Below are 21,490 nucleotides of genomic sequence, written 5' to 3' on the forward strand. Positions count from 1 at the left end.
AATACACCACTCTACATTATTAATCACTCCATCGAGTCACTAAAATAAAATAATTTCAATTTTTAAAATTACCAGAGTTTATCATTTATTCTTCTATCACAAGCATTAATTTAAATATTTTTTGTCAAACACAAGCATTAATCCAAGTATTTTTTTTCCACCACAAGCATTAATTTAGTTAAGTAGATAAAGTCGTTCATTAAGTTGCTTCGTTTCTAAAAATTCTATTAATTAATATACATTACGTGTACATAGTCATAATCATATTATTCACTACTTACATTCGAAAGCATTCTAAATTACATGGACAAAACAGATTATTTCACTTACAATACTTATCAGATATTATTATGTAATAATATGATAGATGAAATTTACTTCTTGAATTTACTTCTTAATAGAAAGGTTACACTATGGAAATCATACTGAATGATAAGAGCATCCATTTTCACATCCAATACACGAAGGCTAGTAAGTTTAGTCTTGAGTTTTCACCCGAAGGACTTATCACTTTAAAAGCTCCAAAAAAATCTACACCAGAAGAAATCAATGCCTATATGAAAACTAATTCAAAGGTATTACTTAAATTTGAGGAAAAATTGAATACAAGAACTTATCTTTCCAGTGTAAAAACTTATGAGAGTGACGAAAACTTTTTATTTCTTGGTAAAGTTCACAAGTTATCCGACCTTCTATCCGAACTGCCAACAACGCAAGAAGAAGTTCATGTGGCACTTGAAAAATTTTATATGAATAAAACCAAAGAAATTATCACGGAACGACTTGCTATCTATGAACCGATTCTGCAAGTAAAAGCAAAAGGATTTACCATTGTAGACTCGCCTGCTACCTGGGGAACCTGTAACTCAAAGAAACAATTAACCTTTAATTATAAATTATCAATGGCTATGCTTAGTGCAATTGATTATGTTGTCATTCATGAGCTCTGCCACATTATGCATTTAAATCATGATCGCTCCTTCTGGAGAAAGGTCGGTATGTATGATAAGAATTATAAAAGGCACCAGGAATATCTAGCTCGTTTTGGTGCCTTTATGACTATTTAATATGAGCGATCCGTTAGAATTTCTAGAAACTTTGCCAAGATTCTTCGATTGCTCTAAGTTTATTCTCTAATTTGACACGTAGTTCTATCATCCATTCTGGTTCGCTGTCATAAGAATCACTTAAGCAATGAGAAATTCTCACATAAGAGTACAGATTAATAAAACGCCTCATCAGAGGCAAACTATTTTTTGCTTCTTCTAGGATTGGATATTCGGATTGATATCCTTCATAGAATACTTGTTTTATTTGTTCTACCTCTTCTATCCCCTTTTCCTCAGATACAGATTCAAAAAATTGTTCTATGTCTGTAGAATACCAATGATACATTCCATCATCAAAATCAATAACAGAGCAGCTATTTGTTGTTTCATTATAGAATACGTTATCTAATTCAAAATCATAATGGATAAGTCCATAGGTCATATGGGTTTTCGATAATTTTGCAAGTTCTTCTCGTAGCTTAACTAATTCTATTGTTGCTTGCCTTCTACAATGGTAAAGTGATATCATTCTTTCAATATCATAAAGAACATCCTCATGGGTCCATTTTTTTATGATAGGTTTGTATTTAGAGGATAATCTGTGCAACCTGCCCATTGTTCTGCCACATTCATAATACATCTTATCTGAATACTCGCACTCTTCTACTTGTTTACCTTTTACCCGCTCAAAAACTGTTGCATAATACTCTCCCCACTCCGTTTTCTCCCTTCTTATATATTCTCCATCCCTAGAAGGTACTGGGCGGAGAGCATCAAAATCATGTTTTCTCAAATACTGTATGAACTCCAATTCTCCATAGATATTCTGCTTGCGCTTTTCTTCTGTTGGAGCAATTCTTAAAAAGTGAACGTCCCCTCCGCAATGAAATGGATAAATGGCATTTGAGGATATCCGAAAATAAGATAGCATCTCATTCAAATCCTCTTCTTCATAGTTCCAGTGTTTTAATAATGTTTTTGCTAAATCATAATTTTCTACTAAATATCTCATTTTTAACATGTATAAACCTATCCCTTCTTTCAAAAATACTTAATTCTTTGAATGTAATAGTACAATATGGTATAGCCAAAAATACAAATGATTCCTGCACTCTGTTTTATCTTCTTAAAAAAGAGTACAAAAAAAAACACCCTCATTCGAGTGTTCTGCTGGTTTCGATAGGTAATTATCTACTAAGTTACAGAATAACGAAAGGAAAAATTTGCATACAAAAAACGTTTTAATACGAATTTTGTTATGCTCGATATAATGTTGTTAACCACGAATCACCGTATCGTTCATTTTTTTAACACCCCTTTCGTTTTAAGATACTATTATTATAAATCATATGGTATATTATGTCAATTAAATTAATGAAATCCAAATAAAAATTATGTTATATATAATATGTACCAACCAACGAAAAAACCTATCAGTAAAACAATCTTATTTCTTGCTTTACTGATAGGGGAATCTAATAGTATACTGGTTTCTATTTTTTATCGTCTTTTATGTCCTTTTTTAAATAATGCATTCTCATATATAATAAATCCGACTAACACGACAACAATAGTTATAATCAATTTTCGCTTTTTGTTCTTCATAGGACCACTCCTCTTTGATTTATTTCTCATACTGCCTACGTATAAGTATAAAGGATAACCTTGATTCAAACCATCGATGTGCCTTACAAATAACATTCAAACCTTACATTTTTGTCATCTAAACTTCTGTATAGTTTCTTGTAACTAATATTTCCTCTTCTGTTATCTTCTAAAGAATGCGATACCGCAGGCTCCTGGCCCTGCATGGACACCAATCGTACTACCAATGGCAATCTTTACGATATCCTGTTTTTTTAGATACTCTCTAGTATAAGTTTCAAAATTCTGTATTGAACTTGCATCACCTGTATAACCGATGTTATATGGAAACTCCATATCAATCCCATTTACTTCTTCCACTAACTCAATCACTTTCTTATATGCTCCCTGCAATCCTCTCGACTTAGCCGCAACTTCAACTACACCATCCTTCACTTCGATGATTGGCTTGATTTGAAGTAATGTTCCCGCTAGCGCTGCAGACGCTGATAATCGACCACCCTTTTTTAAGTATTTTAAGGTGTCCACTAGAGCAAATACTCTGATTTTGTGTTTATTTTCTTCCAGCTCCTCTACAATTTCTTTTGCAGAAAGCCCTCTTTCTCTAAGTATTTTTGCGTATTGAACAAGACAATTTAACCCCAAGGTTGCCGTATTACTGTCTACAAGATAGATTTCATCATATTCACACATATCCTTTGCAATACTAGCACTTTGAAAGGTTCCGCTTAATTTACTGGAGATTGTAATAACAATCGCACTACTCCCTTCCTCCTTACAACGGTTAAAATGAGTGTAGAATTCCTCAGGCGATGGCTGACTTGTCGTTGGTAGTTCTTCTGTTGTCGAGAGTCTTTGATAGAACTCCTCTGTCGAAATTGTCACCCCATCCAGGTATTCTTCTTCACCGAATAAATTATGAAGAGGTACTACGATCAAGTCTTCCCTTTCAGCTTGAGCCTGTGTAATATCGGATGTTGAATCAGTTATAATGTGTATCATTGGAAATTCCTCCTGTTATATAGAATCAAATAAATTGTTATATAAAATCTTATAGATTGTAGAAATCTTTCCATCTCTTAATTAACTTTCTACAGCACTGGCTTCTTGTGCTCTAACAAAGAATTCCATGGAAGAGCCAAGTTTTTAAGAAAATTACTTTAGCTTTTGGAAGAAACGATGCAGCGTTCCTAACGCCAGTGTAAGCGCTGCTATCTCTGCTTCATTTAACTGTTCTGATACGCTTGCTATCAAACTCTCATGAAAGGTCAGATGCTCTTGATAAGCATCTTTTGCTATCTCTGTTGTACATACATAAACCTTACGTTTATCACTTTGTGCCCGATTTCTTATTAGATACCCTTTTTGTTCTAATGTCTTTACGGCGATCGTGAGGCTACTCGCTGTAATCATTAGTCGTTTAGATAGCTCCTTCATGGTATTTTTATCTTCTTTCTCGCTATTATACACTGCTTCTATGACATGCATCTCATTTACAGATAACATCTTGTGTTTTCCATTAGCTAAGGAACCTTCTTCCAGTCTTAGTATGTCATTAAATATTGTAACAAAAAAATCATTTAACTGTGCCTCATAGACATTCATCTTGGCTTCCTCCATTTACTTTGAACTTCAAACTATTTTGCATTATAACAATAGATTTGGATTTCGTCAAGATATTTTGAAGTTCAAAGTAATAGACATTAAAATAGCTATCATAGCCGACTCACTATATAAATTACATAATGAATCAACGATGATAGCCACCTAAACTTCACCACTCTATGCCCTAAACTACCGATTAGAGCTTTCACACTACTATTGTTTTTCACCTTTTCTTCTATTGAATATTGTTCTTCAAACCTGGATTAAGAAAAGATTTAATAATCTCTTTCGATTTTTCTAAGTCCTTGATTTCTAGTACAGCCTTGTAATATTTTCCATTTGGTATCTTTAAGTTTCTATAGTCTCCATCCATTGGTATTCTTAAAGTTTCTATGTTATCTAAATTTAAATCCATCCCTATTGTAAGATAATCCTTAAAATCACTCTTTGTTATGTCTGTTGTGATATGTACCGTTGATAATATATCATCTAATAAAAAGGCCAGACTTATTATATTTTTTGACTTTAATTTACTAACTATACTCTGTAGTACATTTCGCTGTCTTTGTGTTCTGCCAAAATCATTGCTTTCTGTTCCAGTAGATACTTTCCTAATCCTGCAGTAACCCAATACCTGATTACCAACCATTAACTGTTCCCCTTCTACAACATTTCTATATTCTGGATTCGAGATATAATTATGATAATTCAAATACTCCGCTTCGGCTTTTGTAAGAGTTACATTAACCCCTCCTAATATGTCAACAATTTGCTCAAAAGCTTCGAAATTAACGAGCAAATATCCATCCAAGGATACTCCAAAATTAGAATCTATTGTATCGTATAGTAACTGTATACCTCCTTTTGAATAAACAGAATTTAGCCTATCTTTGCTATGTCCCTCTATATCAATATATAAATCTCTCATGAAAGAAAGCAACTTTAAAGTATTATCCTTCGTATTGATAGAAGCTACAATCATGGTGTCTGTATTCGCAGCATTATCAAATTCTTCAAGTCCAATCAACAGTATGTTAATAATTTCCTTGTCCTCTTTCTTATCCTCTGTCAAGTTATTTAATACTTCCTTCTCGCCTTCCTTTTGATAATTACCTAAATTATTTCCAGAATCCTCAAATACTAATTTATCATAGAGATATTCACCAACGATATTACTAAGAATTACTTTTCCAAGTGGGGTGAAAATTAAGATAGCTATAAATACCCCAAATGCAGCAATAACGATTCCTAATCTTCTTCTTAATTTCTTTTTTCTTCTCTGTTTCGTCAATTCATCAACACTATTTTCATCCAATGATTGTACTTGCTTTGCCAATGATTCCTTCATATCCTCCATAGACTCATCGTAAGTTTCAAGTCCACTCGTTATATTAAGAGTGCATTGACTCCATTCATCCTCTTCTGAATGCCTATCGATTAGATTGCTATCATCATCCTTCATCAATAACGTTTCCTTTCTGTCACCTTATGAAATGTTGTCTTGAATATAAATTTAAGAAGTTTAATCTATAAATAGTAGTATCATCGTCTGTTTCAAAGACAAGTTTGTATATTGGGTATTATAGCATATTGTTTATTTTTTACAATATTTTAACATAATTATTTCCTTATAAAGTCTTAAGGAACATTAAATCAAAAGAGTTGTTTCGATAAAAACATCCTTCCTTTCATGACAAGAAAAAGCACGCTACTCGAACTTTTCCTTGTCATGAATAAAACTGTAGACAAGTTGTCTACAGTTCACGTAGGAAAAATGAAACATTAATTAAAAACTCTGATATTGTCGTATATGGATTATTTAAATCAGCTTTAACCTCAGCAATCACTAGCTTTAGCACCCGGTAAAAGTCAACTTTATTGGGTATTAACATTGGATTTCTAGTAGTAGTTATTACAATACAACGTTCTAATGAACTACCATCTTTAGAAATTAACATTTTCTCTATCATCTGTGCACTAACAAAAATTCCTGTTTCCTTATACCATTTGTTTGCAGCCAAAATCCAACTATGCACTGCTAAATCTAGATTAATTGTAATGTTTTTGAGTGTAGCAAATGTTATTTCATACTTTTCGGTTTGCATCATTATTAATAGCCTTTTTTATTATTTTATGTAATTAAATAACTTAAGTTCGTTAACTTTGATTACTTTACAGTTTAAAAATGTAACTCTGTTATTAACAAAATAGATAGTTTAGAGTTTTAAATATACTTTTATAGATAATGAATATAAAATCACATTAATTAATCTCCTACTAGAGATTTACTAAGAATATTCTGGTAAGGTTTGATTCACTAAATACTCATTAACATTGTGTTCTAGAGATCATAGTAGTAATAATCTTATATAAACTAAAATCAGGAGTGAGGATCTATAGCGTTCCTATTCTTCACTCCTGATTCAGACTTCTACAACAACTCAATATTTACTTTCAAGTCTCAATTTTTGTTTTCCAACATCTTAACTATAAAACTCTCTATCTCCTCTAAACTCGTTGCTCCCTCTAGGGAAGGATAAGCAAATTCCGCGTATTGGATTCCAGTAGGTGTTTCCAAAAAAGCATAACGCTCCCCATCCAGTAATCCATAATCTACAATATCTTTCCAATATAATGTTGTGTCACCTCGACGATAGAATGAATTTTCTTCGTCGTAGGTAAATGGCATAAAGATACCTTTCATACCAACACGCATCGCAGACGCTATTCCCGTATCCTCTACCCATACCCCCGTATCAATTGGACATGGTAACTTCATCACAATCACATCACCTACCTGACTTTGTCCTTGATATACTTTCTCTACTAAAATGCTGGCAAGTGCATAATATTCCTTATTTCCTTCCATGATAACCTCGATATTCTTTATCTCAGTAATTGTACCCTTTACTATCTCTAATCCTTCTCGTTGTATCAACTCTTGTTCTGTAAAATATACCAAATCATAACTTACTTTGAAATCTGGTGCATTATTAATATACTTTATTTTAATATTTCCATGTGAATTCTCCAGAGGGATGAGATTTCGGTTTTCTAAAATCATCTTACCTGTAAGCGAAGCGATAAGAAATAGGGCCATCGCAGCAAACATTATTTGCATAGGTTGTTTGAACCAGAAGGGCTTGCGAGTTTTCTCTTCTTTATTAGGTGATTTTTCTAGATGTAATACCTTTTCTTGTTCTAACGCTTTTACTTGTTCTAATACCTTTTCTTGTTCTAACGCTTTTTCTTGTTCTAACGCTTTTTCTTGTTCTAACATCCTTACTTTTTGTAGCATATTATCTTGTTGTAACATCTTCTCTTTTATTTTTTGCTTTAACGGTTCTGACGCTTTTACCTCATTGATAAGTTCTGTATATTCATTCTTTCTCATGGACGATACCCTCCTTCCATAAGGATAGTTTTTAGTTTCTTTCTAGCTCTGGTTAGCCAGGAACTTACAGTATTTTCTTTCCTCTTTAAAATTTTCGCTATCTCAGAGACGGTAAGTTCTTCGTAATAATACAAATACACAACATTTCGATAATTTTTTGGTAACTCCCAAAGTTCCTCTAATACTCTCTGTTGTTCATTACTAAATGGCTCCCATGTCTCAATAAGTCCTTCCGTTTTGCGATTCCAGGCTTGTTTGTTCATATCTTTACATAGATTAATAGTTACTCTTATTAGCCATGCCTTACGATGTCCTTCGTCTTCAAACTCCTCTTCTCTCATCAGTTTTAGAAAAACTTCCTGTGCGACATCTTCTGCATCTGCCTGATTCCTTAGATTATGATAAGCGATTCTTATAATCATATCGGAGTATGTTTCTACTACTGCATCGATTTGTTCCCTTGTGTTAATCACGATTTCTCCTCCTTTCACTAATATAACGATTTATGTAGTCACTTTCCGTGCACAGAATATAAATTTTATTTAATTATTCTTTTTATACGAGTTTTTTGATGTTTTCTAGATGCATTATTTTCTAGTATGTATTGTTTTCTAGAATGTACTTTTTGCTAGAAGGTACTATTTATTAGAATGCATTTTTTTCTAGTTGCATTTTTTAGTCAAGCACCATTTAGGCACCACGAATGCAATAAGAGATAGTTTGTAATTAATCCGCTTGTTTTCGATTCCGTTCCGATATTTGAGTGTAGTAAAAAGGATCATGCATAGGAAGTGTGGTCTTACTTCCGAAAATTAACTTGTTGAAAAACTCTCAACCAACACTCAAAACTTTTTGTTGTTACTAATGACTAGTTTTGTAAAACTAATGGAAACAGGTGGAATTATGAGGTGATATATGGTACAATTTAACTATTAAAAGAAGTGATGTCATTTCAGATAATAGGAGGGAACAGATGAGTAATTCATTTTCAGAGATAATACTATTTCAAGTAAAGCCTGATAAAATAGAGGAGTTTGAAATGCTTATTAGGACAATTCAAGCAGAGCAAGAAAAACTGCCTGGCTGTACTAGCGTCAAGTACATGAAACGCTTTTACACTTTTGACGGCGTCGAAAATGGTAGCCCACCAAGAGAACTCACCAAAATCATAAAATGCGTCAAGTACTATTCTTACTTAGAATTTGATACCATAGAAAACTGTGGAAAAGCGAATGGTTGGTTTTTTGATACTTATGCAAAAGAGGTTATGAAGTTACTCATCATGCCATTCGACATTAACAGCGGTTATTCCATCTAATAAGAGCGGTATAATGAACGAAGAGTTAAAAACCATAGTAACTAAGTTCTCGGAATCTGGTTGGGATTTGATTGATTCCGTTGACATAACGTAACTAACATTTTATTTTCTTTATTATCGTAATGATATCATTACCCTATAAATTCATTTTACTATGCGGTAAATTGTGATTCAATTCAGATTTTGAAAAAATACGAAACAAGAGAATGAACGCTTAAATTTAACATAGAAAAAATGCGACTTGCTTTAGACTTTAAAAATCCATTTCAAGACGCATTTCATATCATAATTTATAGTACCAGCTGCTAGTTTTCCACCGTTAAATCACAAAGATTCGCTTGAAGATAATCGATGAGTTCTTCTCGTGGAAGCAATAGCTGACAGCCACGAATCCCCGCACTTACGGTTATTTCATCAAAAAGAATTGCGGTTTCATCCACATAGGTTGGAAATTTCTTTTTCATTCCGATTGGAGAACAACCACCACGAATATATCCGGTAAGTCCAAGAAGTTCTTTCACAGGAACAAGCTCTATTTTCTTATCTCCAATCAGGTTCGCAGCCTTTTTTAAGTCAAGTTCTTCTGCTACCGGAATACAAAAGACGAGATAGCCTTTTTTCTCTCCATGCGCCACTAGGGTTTTAAATACCTGCTCTACTGGCATCCCTATCTTTTCGGCAACATGGACTCCTGCAAGATTATCCTCCTCTACTTCATATTCCATCGCTTTAAATTCTACTCCAGCTTGCGTTAACATACGCATGGCATTTGTAATCTTCATACTTTTCACCATTCCTGAACATGTTTTCTACCTATCTAAGTTTTTATTAAGAAAACTAGACAAAAAACATCTTATGTGAATTTTCTAATATCCTTCGTTTACGTCATAAACAACAAAAGCTACAAAACTTCATTATAAATCTTAGTATTTATTCTTCTTTGCCTATCTCAAGTTCTACATGCTTCATTTGCTCATGTAGAGGCTTCCTAACTTTCTTTCTTGTAATCTCAACAAGGTTAAGGGCAGTCATATCCACTAGGGTTGTTTTTATTGGGTCTTTTCTTAGATATTCTTCAAATACTCTTAGTAACTGTGTCTTTGCATCTTCTGCAACCATATCGATAAAGTCAACAATAATGATTCCAGACAGATTACGCAGTCGAATCTGAGCAGCTATTTCTTCTGCTGCTTCTAAGTTAACCTTTAAAAAAGTCTCTTGAACATTCTTTTTCTTAGATACTGCCTTACCAGTATTTACATCAATAACGGTTAGAGCTTCCGTAGGCTGAATTACTAGGGAACCACCACATGGAAGCCAAACCTTTTCTCTAAGTGCACGCGATAGTTTTGTTTCTATGCTATAAAGTTTTGAAAGTGCTAATAATTTATCCTGATAGAACGAAAGCTTCTCAATATCTTCCCTCTGATGCTCCATCAGATATTCTTTGATTTCATCATATAAAGATAAATCATCCGTAATAATAGCTTCTAAATCCTTTGCAAAACCATCTCGAATTGCACATAAGAAGGGTTGTAAAGTCTTAGAAAGAAGTGAAAAACGATTTCTATAGATTCCATAGGTTAAGATGCGGTCATATTGCATTTTTAACTGTTCTATTTCCTCCACAATTAGATGATCCTCTGCTTCGCTCGCATTGGTTCGTAACACAAAACCATACTGTTCACCAAGGAACGGTGAAACCAAGCTTCTTAAACGCTTTTTTTTCTGCTCCGAACCTATCTTGGTAGAGATTCCAATCGTTTTTGTTCCATGCATCAAAACTACATATTTACCAGTGAAAGAAATACTGGTAGTCACCACTGGAGCCTTTGTCTTAATATCCTCTTTAATCACTTGTACTACTAATTCATCACCAATATTTACTTTGTCACTAGATTTGCCATGGGTAAATATTGGGTTAGAAACGTCGGCTAAAGGTAGATAGCACATCTTTTTTTCTGCAATTTCAACAAAGGCAGCATTAATGTTTTTTACAATGTTTTTTACCTTTCCAATATAGATATTGCCAAGAGATGATACTTCTTCCTCGCGGTCGACATTTACCTGAATCATCTGATTGCCTTCATATAATGCAGTCACAATATTATCATTCATCTTCGTAACAATCAGTTTTCCACTCATAATAAGCCTTCCTTTATCTCCTCTGTCTACAAACCTTGGAGAGTTTTTTAATATAATTCCCTATTTGTCCATATTTGCTGCAACAAGAGGATATTCATACTTCACCTCTTTGGGTATAAAAGGTTTTAATTGCAGCTTTGGTATAAACGTACGAAAGAAAATTTTGTTTTCACTACTCTTCCCTATTTAATTCCAACTTTGCTTAATGAATCAAGCTTTAGTGCATAGGATTCTTTTTGCTGTACAGCTAAAATCATTTCTTCAATTGTCTTTCCGTGATCAGCAACATTTGCATAAGTTTCCATGCGGTGATATTGAAATGCAAAAGTTTCAAATTTGATTCCATACTTTTCACAAAATGCTTCCATCACAAGCTCAGGCTTTATATTAATCACGCTGCCTGTTGCTAAGCATAAAAATACGCGAATCCCATTCGCATAAGTATCTGCATGTTTTAAACCTTGCACTGTATTGGTAACCTTTAGGTCTTCCCCAGACTTAATAAAATCTTCTTCTGTGATTCCACAATGGAAGATGTATGGACGGATATCCATTTCCTTCTCACTTTTCTTTGTCTTTTTATTAATCACAATCTGGCTCTGATCAATAAACTTAGCAAATAATTGATTAAAATCGTTCTTCTCTAGTATTTGCCCATTTTCTGTCTTTAACTCATATCCATCTTTTAAAGAAACTAAATAATCTGCTGCCGCAACCAAAGACATCGCAGTCTCTCTCTTCTGATTTGGTAATGGCTCTTTTAAGATTTTAGCCTCTGTCACCGCAAATCCTTCGTTCATAACTGCATTTAAGCTATTAACGATTGCTTCCTCCGACTCGACTATGTTAAAATCAACATCCACATACTCGCCATCACTGGTTAATCCAACACCAAGCGGAGCTGCAAAGGACATAATCTGATGTGGATTAAAACCCTGGCTGTAAGCCACATCGATTCCTGCTCTTCTATTTGCTTTTTGAAAATAGCGCACTACATCTAAGTGACCTATGAATTTTACTACGCCATATTTCGAAAATTTTATTCTTACTTTCATATGATTAATCCCTTCTTATCAATAAACTATATAAATTAAACTTTAGCTTTCTGATGTTTTTGGTGTGAAAATGCTTGCGCTTATGGAATTTTGACACCTTAGACAGTGTAGAAAACTTAGATCAATTTATAATTATCAGAACAAAACCATGTTCTGATAATCGGATTTACGGTGCTAAAACGCACCTTTTATCAGAATCTGCTTCGCATCTTCTGATAAGTTATATTGAAGTTCCTGTATGTGCCTCAAAGCATATTCCACCTTGAAAAGTAGCAGCACCACAACCGGAACAAGACATCTTACAGTTTGGAGTTACCGTTTCTTCTATTGCACGCTCATATTCTTTACGAAGAAATTTCTTAGTAACGCCAATATCAATGAAGTCCCAAGGGAAAATCTCATCTGCTCCACGCTCTCTGCTCGTATAGAACGGAATATCTACGCCATTTTCTTTAAATACTTCCATCCAGGTATTATAGTTAAAATACTCTGACCAAGCATCGTAAATACAACCTTTTTGATATGCATCATAGATAGATTTTGCAATTTTACGATCACCTCGTGCAAAAACACCTTCAAGAATTGTTACCTCTGCATCATGCCAATTATAACGAATACTCTTATAGTTTAACTGTTCCTTCATCTTACCATTTAAGAAACGCTGCTTTTCTAGGTATTCTTCTCTGGTTACCATTCTAGACCACTGGAATGGGGTAAATGGCTTTGGAACAAAGAAAGAGGTACTTGCAGTAATTTGCACTTTACCATTTCTCTCTTCTTTTGGTATGGTATAATACTCTCTTGCTATCTTATCGGAAATCGTAGCAATTCCTTCAATATCCTCCATGTTTTCCGTCGGAAGACCTAACATGAAATAAAGTTTAACTTTATTCCAGCCAGCAAGAAATGCATCCATTGCACCCTTTAGTATCACTTCTTCTGTAAGTCCCTTATTAATTACGTCACGAAGACGCTGAGAACCTGCTTCCGGTGCAAACGTAAGACTACTCTTTTTAATATCTTGTACCTTACTCATAACATCAAGAGCGAACGCATCAATACGAAGTGAAGGAAGAGAAATATTTACACCATTCTTCTTAAACTCATCGATTAAGTAGTATACGAGCTCTTGAAGTTTATCATAATCACTGGAGCTTAGAGAACTAAGAGATATTTCTTCATGTCCAGTGGACTCAATCATATCTTTTGCTAAATTCTTTAGATAGTCAACATCTCTCTGTCTTGTTGGTCGATATAACATACCAGCCTGACAGAAGCGGCATCCACGAATACATCCACGTTGGATTTCCAGCACCACACGGTCTTGAATTGACTTAATATAAGGTACTAATGGCTTTCTAGGATAATACGTTTCACTAACGTTCATCACTACCTGTTTCTTTACCTTATCTTTCGCAAACTCATTATTTGGAGTCATAGAAGCAATGGTTCCGTCTTCCTTGTATGTCACATCATAGAAAGAAGGCACATACATACCCTCAATCTGAGCAACTTTCTTTAAGTAATCTGCTCTACTACCCGAAGCTGCCTTGTTCTCCTTATAGGCATCAAGTACCTGGTCATATACCGTTTCTCCTTCTCCGATGTAAAAGAAATCAAAGAAATCTGCAATCGGTTCCGGATTATAAGAACATGGACCACCACCAATTACGATCGGATCGTCCTCTGTTCTATCTTTTGCATAGATTGGAATTCCAGATAGATCTAAGATCTGTAGAATGTTCGTATAACACATCTCATATTGTAATGTGATACCAAGGAAATCAAACTCTTTCACTGGATCTTGGGACTCGAGCGCAAACAAAGGTATGTTTTTCTCTCTCATGATCTTGTCCAAATCCATCCAAGGAGAATATACACGTTCGCAGTACGTATCTTCTCTTTGATTAAACATATCATAAAGAATTTGAATTCCCAGGTGTGACATACCTACTTCGTATACGTCAGGAAAACACATACAAAAGCGGATATCTACCTTATTCTTATCCTTTACCACCATATTCACTTCGTTACCGATATAACGAGCTGGCTTATCTATCGTTAATAATATTTCATCAGATAATGCTAGTCTTTTCATGAAAACCTCTTTCTATTGTATTATGCTTGTACATAATATTGTTTATTTTTAATGAAATAAACAACCTCTCTACTGCATCCTATATTTTTGTTGCATCTTTTTGAAACTGGCGATTGCACTGCCACCGCCTGTCAAAATTTTAGTCCGTTATTCATTATAACAAAAAAGAGTGGAGATATCCACCCTTTCATTGAAACGTAATTTTACTTTTCTATTTCTGATTCACTATTTTCTGATTTTTGGAAGACTTCAGATAGCTTTTGCTCTAAGGATTCCACAAACTTGTTGTTTCTAACCTCGTCTAATACACTTTCAGTATTTTGACCAACAACATTAACAGAAAATATCCTTCCTAGAAATAACAATAGAAAGAGAAAGCATGCAATAATTATTCTTCCAAATAAACCTTTAAAGTATCGAATAGACTTGGTCTTTTGATCCGACGTTTGATTATGTACTCTTGACTCCCCGAATTTAGGCAATTTTCCTGCATTGTTTTCAAGTTCTCTTTTATTTTTTCTATTATATTCAGAGTCACTAAACTTCTGTTCTTTCCGTTCTCCTGGTAACTCTTCCGTTTGTTTTTCTCGTTGTTCTTCTTGCCATGTTTCCCATTTTTCTGCTACTTGCTCCATAACCAAACCTCATTTCTGCGCATGTTTTGCGAAAAGGTTGTTAAGGATTAATATCCATAACTCCTTTTCACAAAATATCATATAAAAAATCATTTCTGATAGCATGCTCGTACAATACCTTGGTTAATTGTATGCAAATTACTAAAAATTATGACTACAGTCAGCTAAGACTTCCTCTTTAAATACATAGGATTGATTTAAATTATTCTGATTAGTTACCGAAACATTCTTAAAGAAAATCTGATTCGCATTCTTAATTTCAATTCCTTTCTTTGCTTGTATCACAACATTTTCTAACGTGATATCATGAATTGGTAACTGCTCTAACCCATCAATTTTGATAGCTTGTCCTGCACGAAGACAGTTTACATCACTGATGGTTATATTCTTAAACTCTGGAATATCTTCTTTCGCAATTGTATCTGGTTCATCAGAAGCTTCATGGTCAAGGCGGAATAAGGTATAGCCCATGGTAAATATAATTGCTTCTGTCTCAATATCTGTCATCTGAATGTTTCGAATTGTAATATCTTCTACAACTCCACCACGTCCAATTGCACTCTTAAAACGTATTCCTGTATCGGTACCTAAGAATAAGCAGTTTTCAATTACAACATCACGTATGCCACGTGACATCTCACTACCAACTACAAACCCACCATGTCCATGATATACGACACAATCTCTGATACGAACATGTTCTGTTGGTACGGTTATTTTTCTGCCAATTGCATTCTTTCCAGATTTTAAGCAAATAGCATCATCACCAACATCAAATTTTACTCCGTAGATATCAACAAAACGGCAAGATTCTAAGTCAAGACCATCTCCATTTTGAGCAAAACTATCATTACGGATAAATGCATTACGAAGTGTTACATTCGTACAAAGTAAAGGATGAAGATTCCAAGCCGGTGAATTCTGAAGTGTTACTCCTTCTATTAATACCTTATTACAACGAACTAGGTTGGTCATCACCGGGCGATAAAGATCATAGTATGGAGCTGCCTTCTTAAGTGCATCTGGTTCTTCAAAACTCACTTCTCCAGCTAAACAACCCTCATAGGATGTTTTACTTGGGTACCAGATACCACCCTCGTTCGTATCAATCACATATGGACTCTTCTTTAAACGTGATTTCCACTGTCTTTCGGTCACCTTAAACTCTTTTAAAGGGCGCCACTCATGACCGTTACCATCAATAATACCCTCACCAGTAATTGCTATATTTTCTTCCTCAAATGCATGGATTGGGGAAACTGCACGAAGTCTTGGTTGACCTTCATAATCGGTAAGGATTACCGGATATTCTTCTGGATTCTTATCAAAAGTGATTAAAGCACCTTTTTCTAGATGAAGGTTAATATTGGATTTTAGAGTAATTGGACCTGTAAGCCAGATACCTTCCGGTACAATAACAGTACCACCACCTAAGTTTGATAACTCAGTGATTGCTTGATTGATTGCAGCTGTATTTGATACAATACCACCAGATACTGCCTTGTAGTCTGTAATACTAACCTGTCGGTCTGGAAAAATCGGTAATTCAACAGTAAACGTTTGCATTCATATTCTCCTTTTATAATTTTCTTAACACTTACTTCATATGAAATCTACTCTTAGATTTGCTACTACTACAAACAAGAAAAAGCACACTTCGCACACATCTCTTTATATAAATAAGAGTTGCGAAAATCACTCTTCTTTCTTCATACAAAATATTTTTTTGAGCCATTCTCTTGATTCTATGGTCAAAAAACTGGAATAGTAGTATTATATCTTAATTTTATCTAGAATTCTAGGAAATTTCTCAAGATAATCACTTTAGATTACTGATTTTTTGACTAATATCTCCTAATAGTCAAAGCATATATTTACATGAATATTTACAATACGAGACGTCTGTGAATCCATTTTACCTATCTACAAATTTAAGATTACATCACGCAAAAAGCTACTATAGCCGCTTTATTTATCCATGCTACCGTAGCTTTTTTACGTTTCTTTATTGTTTTTATTTTATATCTTTTTTAATGTTATATTTTTTTCTTACTCTTATTTTAATTACATATTGACTATTTACTATCCATACGGATGTTATTTATGAAATAATTTTCTTGATTTCCAGAATGGTATTCTTCCTAATCTTATCAATATTCCATTAAATTAATTACCAATCAAACGATACTATACTATAGTTTTCCATCCTGTAAGAAACGTTCTCCAAGACCGTAGTTCTCTACTACATAGTCAATATCCTTATCTCCACGGCCGCTTAAAGAAACTAGGATGGATCCTCTTCTTCTCTTCCTTGCTTCCTTCATCGCATATGCGACAGCGTGGGAACTCTCGATTGCAGGGATGATACCTTCAAAACGTGACAACTTAAAGAATGCTTCCATTGCTTCTTCATCGGAGATTGTTTCATATGAAATACGACCAAGATCATGTAAAAAGGCATGTTCCGGTCCAACCGATGGATAATCCAATCCACTGGCGATCGAGTATACTGGTGCAGGTTCCCCTTGCTCGTCTTTTAACATAATACTTTCAAATCCATGCATAATTCCCTTTTCCCCATATGCCATCGAAGCAGCATGGTCTCCAAGTTTTGGTCCACGCCCCAATGGTTCTACACCAACAATATCTACTGGTTCTTCCAGAAATGGAATAAACATGCCCGCAGCATTACTTCCACCACCAACACAAGCACAAACAACATCTGGTAACAGTCCTGTCATCTCTTTAAATTGGTCTTTAGCTTCATAGCCAATTACGGATTGAAAATCACGCACCATCATAGGAAATGGATGTGGACCTAGAGCAGATCCTATACAGTAGATAGAATCTTTATAATTTTTAGCATAAGATTCAAATGCAGAATCCACAGCCTCTTTCAAGGTCTTTAATCCGTGCGTTACTGGAACTACCTTGGCACCAAGAATCTTCATTCTAGTAACATTGGGAGCCTGTTTTGCAATATCCACTTCTCCCATATGTATCTCACAATCTAGATGAAAGAAGGCTGCTGCTGTTGCAAGAGCTACACCGTGTTGACCTGCTCCTGTTTCTGCAATCAAACGTTTCTTTCCCATGAATTTTGCCAACAAACCTTCTCCCATACAATGGTTTAACTTATGAGCACCCGTATGGTTTAAGTCTTCTCTCTTTAGATAAATCTGGCAATTCCCAATTTCTCTTGATAATCTCTCACAGTGATATACCGGTGTTGGTCTACCTTGAAATTCTTTACGAATTCTTCTTAATTCGTTAATAAATTGAGAGGAATGGCAGATATTTTGATAAGCCTCATTAATTTCCTCAAAGGCAGGAATCAACTCCTCTGGTAAATACGCTCCACCATAAGGTCCAAAACGCCCATCTTTATCTGGATAATTCTTTAAATATGTTTTAAAATCCATGAACTTCCCTCCATTAGTGTAAAGCATCAACTCTTTACCACTTTACTTTACTGTATTATTACCACATTATACAGCCGTTAGAGCGAACTTGCAACCTTAGATTCTAAAATTCGTCATTTTCTCCCATAGCAATCAGCGTTTCAATAAAGGTAAAATGCTGGTCATTTTCCCACAAGATAAAATGAGCACCAGGATCAACGGCTAACCAATCCTCAATCGCCTTTGAAGGCTTTGAGCTATCTCTTTTAATATTAATCTCCGTTTTAGGCTCTTCAAAATAAGAAAATAAGATATTCTCATGCAACCCAATGGATTGATACTTATCTCCGACAAGTAGTCCTTCCTCTGTGATTGCAACATGATGATACACATACGAAAACATGGTCTCTGGCTTTAGATATGCAATTCTACCTCTTCTTAACTCTGGTCTTGTTGCCCTTCTCCAGTCCTCTACTCCTTCTGGAATACAATGCCAGTAGATATGATGCATTCTTACCCAGTCACGAGGTGTTTCTCCTCCGGGCCACTTTGCCAGACAGTCGTGTAATTTACCATACACTTCTTCTGGCGATAATTCTTCACCCATCGATTCATAGTAGGCAAATAACATATTCTCATGGCGATAGAGACAGGCAGTCATAACTTTTTGTTCTTTTATTAGTTTCTTAATTTGTTCTTTTGTTTCCTCTAGTCTTTCCTCTAAATTTAGTCCTCCCTCATAGGAAATATGTGCACGGTAATGATAGCGGTAAATCATATCTTTCATAAGCTTTTTATCTTCGATGGAAAGAAAATCCTTCCTTCACACCTATCCTTTCTGTAATTATTGATTATATAGTGTAATAAATCATTAAAAACTTTATTTTTCTTATCCCACTCCCTTGTTTAGATTCTTCTCATATGCCAAGGTCAAATAATTGATGAAACTCCATTTTGAGGCTATTATCGGATTTACGAAGCTAATCGAACCTTTGATTGACGTTTGAGTAGCAACTTTTTTAAATATGCTACAGTTCACTCGTCAAATTTATTATGTCATCATTATATCGTTAACTCTAATGAAAAGAAAGTATCTTTATTTCCTTTCGTCTTTCCATTCCTCACCGCTTATCTTTTTTACTACATCACAACGAATATCTACTCGTTATTTAATGGTCTCATGATTGGAAATAATACCGTATCTCTTAAGTTTTCCTGCCCGGTTATCACTTGAAGGAAGCGGTCTATCCCCATACCCCAACCAGAAATCGGTGGCATACCATATTCCATCGCAGTGATATAATCAAAATCCATTGTCATGGCTTCTTCATCACCATTTGCCTTAGCCTTTGCTTGTTCTAATAAACGCTTCTTTTGTTCTACCGGATCTACCAGTTCTGAATACGCATTAATCACTTCTGCACCATTAATAATCAACTGAAAACGATCTGCAATTTCTTTATTATCGTCATTTGCACGGGCTAAAGGGGATAGTGAAGTAGGATGCTCCGTTAAAAAAGTAGGGGAGATAATCTTTGGACGACTGACCTTTTTGTATAGTAAGTCAATAAGATTCCCCTTACTAAGCTGCTCTACTGGAGTTTCTGATTGTAATTCAATTCCTACTTCCCGAATCTTATCTAACAAACTTTGTGTGTCTTTGTATGAATTGATGTCTATTCCACAGTCTTTTATTAGCAGCTCTCGAAACGTGACAACCTCCCATTCTCCCGAGAAATCGATACTTTCATCACCCACATTAATAATATCACTTCCAAATACCTTCTTTATTACAGTAGATAGCATAGATTGTAAAAACTCCATATTGTCGATATAATTGTAATATGCGCAATAACCTTCAAGCATTGTGAAGTCTTGAAGATGCGTTGCATCCATACCCTCATTACGAAAACATCTCGCAAATTCGAAAACCTTAGTTATTCCTCCCACAACACAACGCTTTAGATAGGTCTCTGGTGCAATTCTTAAGTATACCTCCAAATCAAGTGCATTATGGTGAGAAATGAACGGACGTGCAGTTGCTCCAGAAGGTTTCTCGATTAGGATTGGTGTCTCAACTTCAAGATATCCGGCATCTTCTAAGTATCTTCTGATTTCCTTAATCATTTGAAACTTGAGTAGGAATCGATTTCTGGTATCCTCATTCATGATCAGATCAAGATACCTCTGCCGATAGCAACTATCTTTGTCAGTAATACCGTGGAATTTTTCTGGTAGTGGTTTAAACGCTTTTCCAAGGAACGTGAGGTTTTTCGCTCGGACTGTTTTTTCTCCCGTCTGCGTAGTGAAAATTTCACCAACCACACCAAGAAAATCGCCGATATCAAAGCCCTGTCGAAAGAACTCATATGCCTTATCACCAACATCATCTCTTCGTATCGCGATCTGTAATCTTCCATAAATGTCGCTTATGGTAACAAAACAAAGTTTCCCCATCTTTCGAATGGAGAGTATTCTTCCAGCAACAGATACCTCCTTCGTCCCATCTTCTAACTTAATAGCTTCCATTAATTCATGCGTAATAGAAAAACGCTCTGGATAAGGATTTTGTTGTTCCCTCACAAACTCTAACTTTTGTCTTCTAACTTCTTCTAATTCTTGTATCCCCATATAAACTCCTTTCTTATAACAAAGATTATTCCTTCGAGTTGTACGGTTGTTCCTGGTGATTTTAATCCTTCTTTTAGAATAAGAAATGTACACTTTGCAAACTCTTCTTGGCATATCAATAAAAACACGCTTAGCAAACTTTAACCTTGCCATATACAAAAAAAGCACGCTTCGTGGTCTTTACCTTGTCAGTGAACTTTACCTTGTCAGTGAACTTTACCTTGTCAGTGAACTTTACCTTATCATAAACAAAAAAAATCCCGCCCTCACAAAAGGACGAGATTAAACATCACGTGTTACCACCTTAATTCACTTATTCTTTACAAAATAAGCCTTTACAAGTACGGATTTTCATCGATACTCTGGTGCTGTAATGGGCACTCCCATCGTAGTCTCAGCATAATTATTTATGCAGTCGGTACGCAGTTCCAAGTCTTTTTTCGGTATTGTAGCTGTGTCTCATTCCACCAAACTGAGACTCTCTGAAACAGTCAAACAATACTTACTCCTCTTTTCATAACCTTTGTCTGTTATAATTTTCCTTATCTTAGCAA

18 protein-coding genes and 1 other annotated feature are annotated in these 21,490 nt (G+C 34.9%); of the genes, 2 read left to right on the forward strand and 16 right to left on the reverse strand.

The genetic code is table 11. The annotated features are described in order from the left end of the window. Positions 1-413: 413 nt before the first annotated feature. On the forward strand, positions 414-1,067 hold the full coding sequence (locus CC92_RS0103630; protein WP_029504413.1) for a M48 family metallopeptidase: 654 nt from the start codon (positions 414-416) through the stop codon (positions 1,065-1,067). A 22-nt stretch (positions 1,068-1,089) separates the two neighbouring features. Here the strand turns inward: CC92_RS0103630 and CC92_RS0103635 are convergent, their stop codons facing one another. From CC92_RS0103635 to CC92_RS0103670, 7 genes are all read right to left on the reverse strand, one after another. Continuing rightward, positions 1,090-2,070 carry a phosphotransferase enzyme family protein gene (locus CC92_RS0103635; RefSeq protein ID WP_029504412.1) on the reverse strand — a complete coding sequence of 327 codons (981 nt, stop codon included), beginning with the start codon at positions 2,068-2,070 and terminating at the stop codon, positions 1,090-1,092. Between the two features lie 746 nt (positions 2,071-2,816). After that, positions 2,817-3,656, reverse strand: a complete 840-nt coding sequence (locus tag CC92_RS0103645) for a DegV family protein (RefSeq protein WP_029504410.1) — start codon at positions 3,654-3,656, stop codon at positions 2,817-2,819. 153 nt (positions 3,657-3,809) lie between these two features. After that, a complete protein-coding gene (locus CC92_RS0103650) occupies positions 3,810-4,259 on the reverse strand; it encodes a MarR family winged helix-turn-helix transcriptional regulator (protein WP_029504409.1) in 450 nt (149 codons plus the stop codon). A 235-nt stretch (positions 4,260-4,494) separates the two neighbouring features. Beyond that, positions 4,495-5,721 carry an LCP family protein gene (locus CC92_RS0103655; protein ID WP_029504408.1) on the reverse strand — a complete coding sequence of 409 codons (1,227 nt, stop codon included), beginning with the start codon at positions 5,719-5,721 and terminating at the stop codon, positions 4,495-4,497. 292 nt (positions 5,722-6,013) lie between these two features. Beyond that, the gene (locus CC92_RS0103660) at positions 6,014-6,367 is read right to left on the reverse strand and encodes a hypothetical protein (protein WP_029504407.1); all 354 of its coding nucleotides are present in this window, start codon (positions 6,365-6,367) and stop codon (positions 6,014-6,016) included. 353 nt (positions 6,368-6,720) lie between these two features. Then, positions 6,721-7,653, reverse strand: coding sequence for a hypothetical protein (locus CC92_RS0103665; protein ID WP_029504406.1), 933 nt, complete (start codon positions 7,651-7,653; stop codon positions 6,721-6,723). Then, entirely contained in the window at positions 7,650-8,126 is a 477-nt protein-coding gene (locus CC92_RS0103670) for an RNA polymerase sigma factor (protein ID WP_242841360.1), read from the reverse strand. Before CC92_RS0103670 ends, CC92_RS0103665 begins: the two co-directional genes overlap by 4 nt. A gap of 500 nt (positions 8,127-8,626) precedes the next feature. On the opposite strand from CC92_RS0103670, the gene CC92_RS0103675 reads away from it, so the two are divergent. Then, positions 8,627-8,971 carry a hypothetical protein gene (locus CC92_RS0103675; protein ID WP_029504404.1) on the forward strand — a complete coding sequence of 115 codons (345 nt, stop codon included), beginning with the start codon at positions 8,627-8,629 and terminating at the stop codon, positions 8,969-8,971. 305 nt (positions 8,972-9,276) lie between these two features. On the opposite strand, the gene ybaK is transcribed toward CC92_RS0103675, so the two are convergent. From ybaK to lysS, 9 genes are all read right to left on the reverse strand, one after another. Then, positions 9,277-9,753, reverse strand: a complete 477-nt coding sequence (gene ybaK / locus CC92_RS0103680) for a Cys-tRNA(Pro) deacylase (protein ID WP_029504403.1) — start codon at positions 9,751-9,753, stop codon at positions 9,277-9,279. Between the two features lie 148 nt (positions 9,754-9,901). After that, complete coding sequence (locus CC92_RS0103685) at positions 9,902-11,116, reverse strand: ribonuclease E/G (RefSeq protein ID WP_029504402.1); 1,215 nt, start codon at positions 11,114-11,116, stop codon at positions 9,902-9,904. Positions 11,117-11,298: 182 nt separating this feature from the next. Further along, positions 11,299-12,171 (reverse strand): TIGR03936 family radical SAM-associated protein, encoded by an 873-nt coding sequence (locus tag CC92_RS0103690; protein ID WP_051650857.1) that lies wholly within the window; start codon positions 12,169-12,171, stop codon positions 11,299-11,301. A 220-nt stretch (positions 12,172-12,391) separates the two neighbouring features. Continuing rightward, positions 12,392-14,269 carry a TIGR03960 family B12-binding radical SAM protein gene (locus CC92_RS0103695; RefSeq protein ID WP_029504399.1) on the reverse strand — a complete coding sequence of 626 codons (1,878 nt, stop codon included), beginning with the start codon at positions 14,267-14,269 and terminating at the stop codon, positions 12,392-12,394. 203 nt (positions 14,270-14,472) lie between these two features. Then, the gene (locus tag CC92_RS0103700) at positions 14,473-14,904 is read right to left on the reverse strand and encodes a hypothetical protein (RefSeq protein WP_029504397.1); all 432 of its coding nucleotides are present in this window, start codon (positions 14,902-14,904) and stop codon (positions 14,473-14,475) included. Between the two features lie 141 nt (positions 14,905-15,045). Beyond that, on the reverse strand, positions 15,046-16,470 hold the full coding sequence (locus CC92_RS0103705; RefSeq protein WP_029504396.1) for a glycoside hydrolase family 28 protein: 1,425 nt from the start codon (positions 16,468-16,470) through the stop codon (positions 15,046-15,048). Positions 16,471-17,096: 626 nt separating this feature from the next. Beyond that, positions 17,097-18,326 (reverse strand): tryptophan synthase subunit beta, encoded by a 1,230-nt coding sequence (gene trpB / locus CC92_RS0103710; protein ID WP_029504395.1) that lies wholly within the window; start codon positions 18,324-18,326, stop codon positions 17,097-17,099. Between the two features lie 103 nt (positions 18,327-18,429). Continuing rightward, on the reverse strand, positions 18,430-19,092 hold the full coding sequence (locus CC92_RS20700; RefSeq protein ID WP_051650856.1) for a hypothetical protein: 663 nt from the start codon (positions 19,090-19,092) through the stop codon (positions 18,430-18,432). A gap of 371 nt (positions 19,093-19,463) precedes the next feature. Further along, on the reverse strand, positions 19,464-20,936 hold the full coding sequence (lysS, locus tag CC92_RS0103720; RefSeq protein ID WP_029504392.1) for a lysine--tRNA ligase: 1,473 nt from the start codon (positions 20,934-20,936) through the stop codon (positions 19,464-19,466). Positions 20,937-21,205: 269 nt separating this feature from the next. Further along, positions 21,206-21,463 (reverse strand) — a binding site (T-box leader). Positions 21,464-21,490: the final 27 nt, after the last annotated feature.

Origin of the sequence: Lachnoclostridium phytofermentans, assembly GCF_000733755.1 — a bacterium.
GTDB lineage: Bacteria > Bacillota > Clostridia > Lachnospirales > Lachnospiraceae > Lachnoclostridium > Lachnoclostridium phytofermentans_A.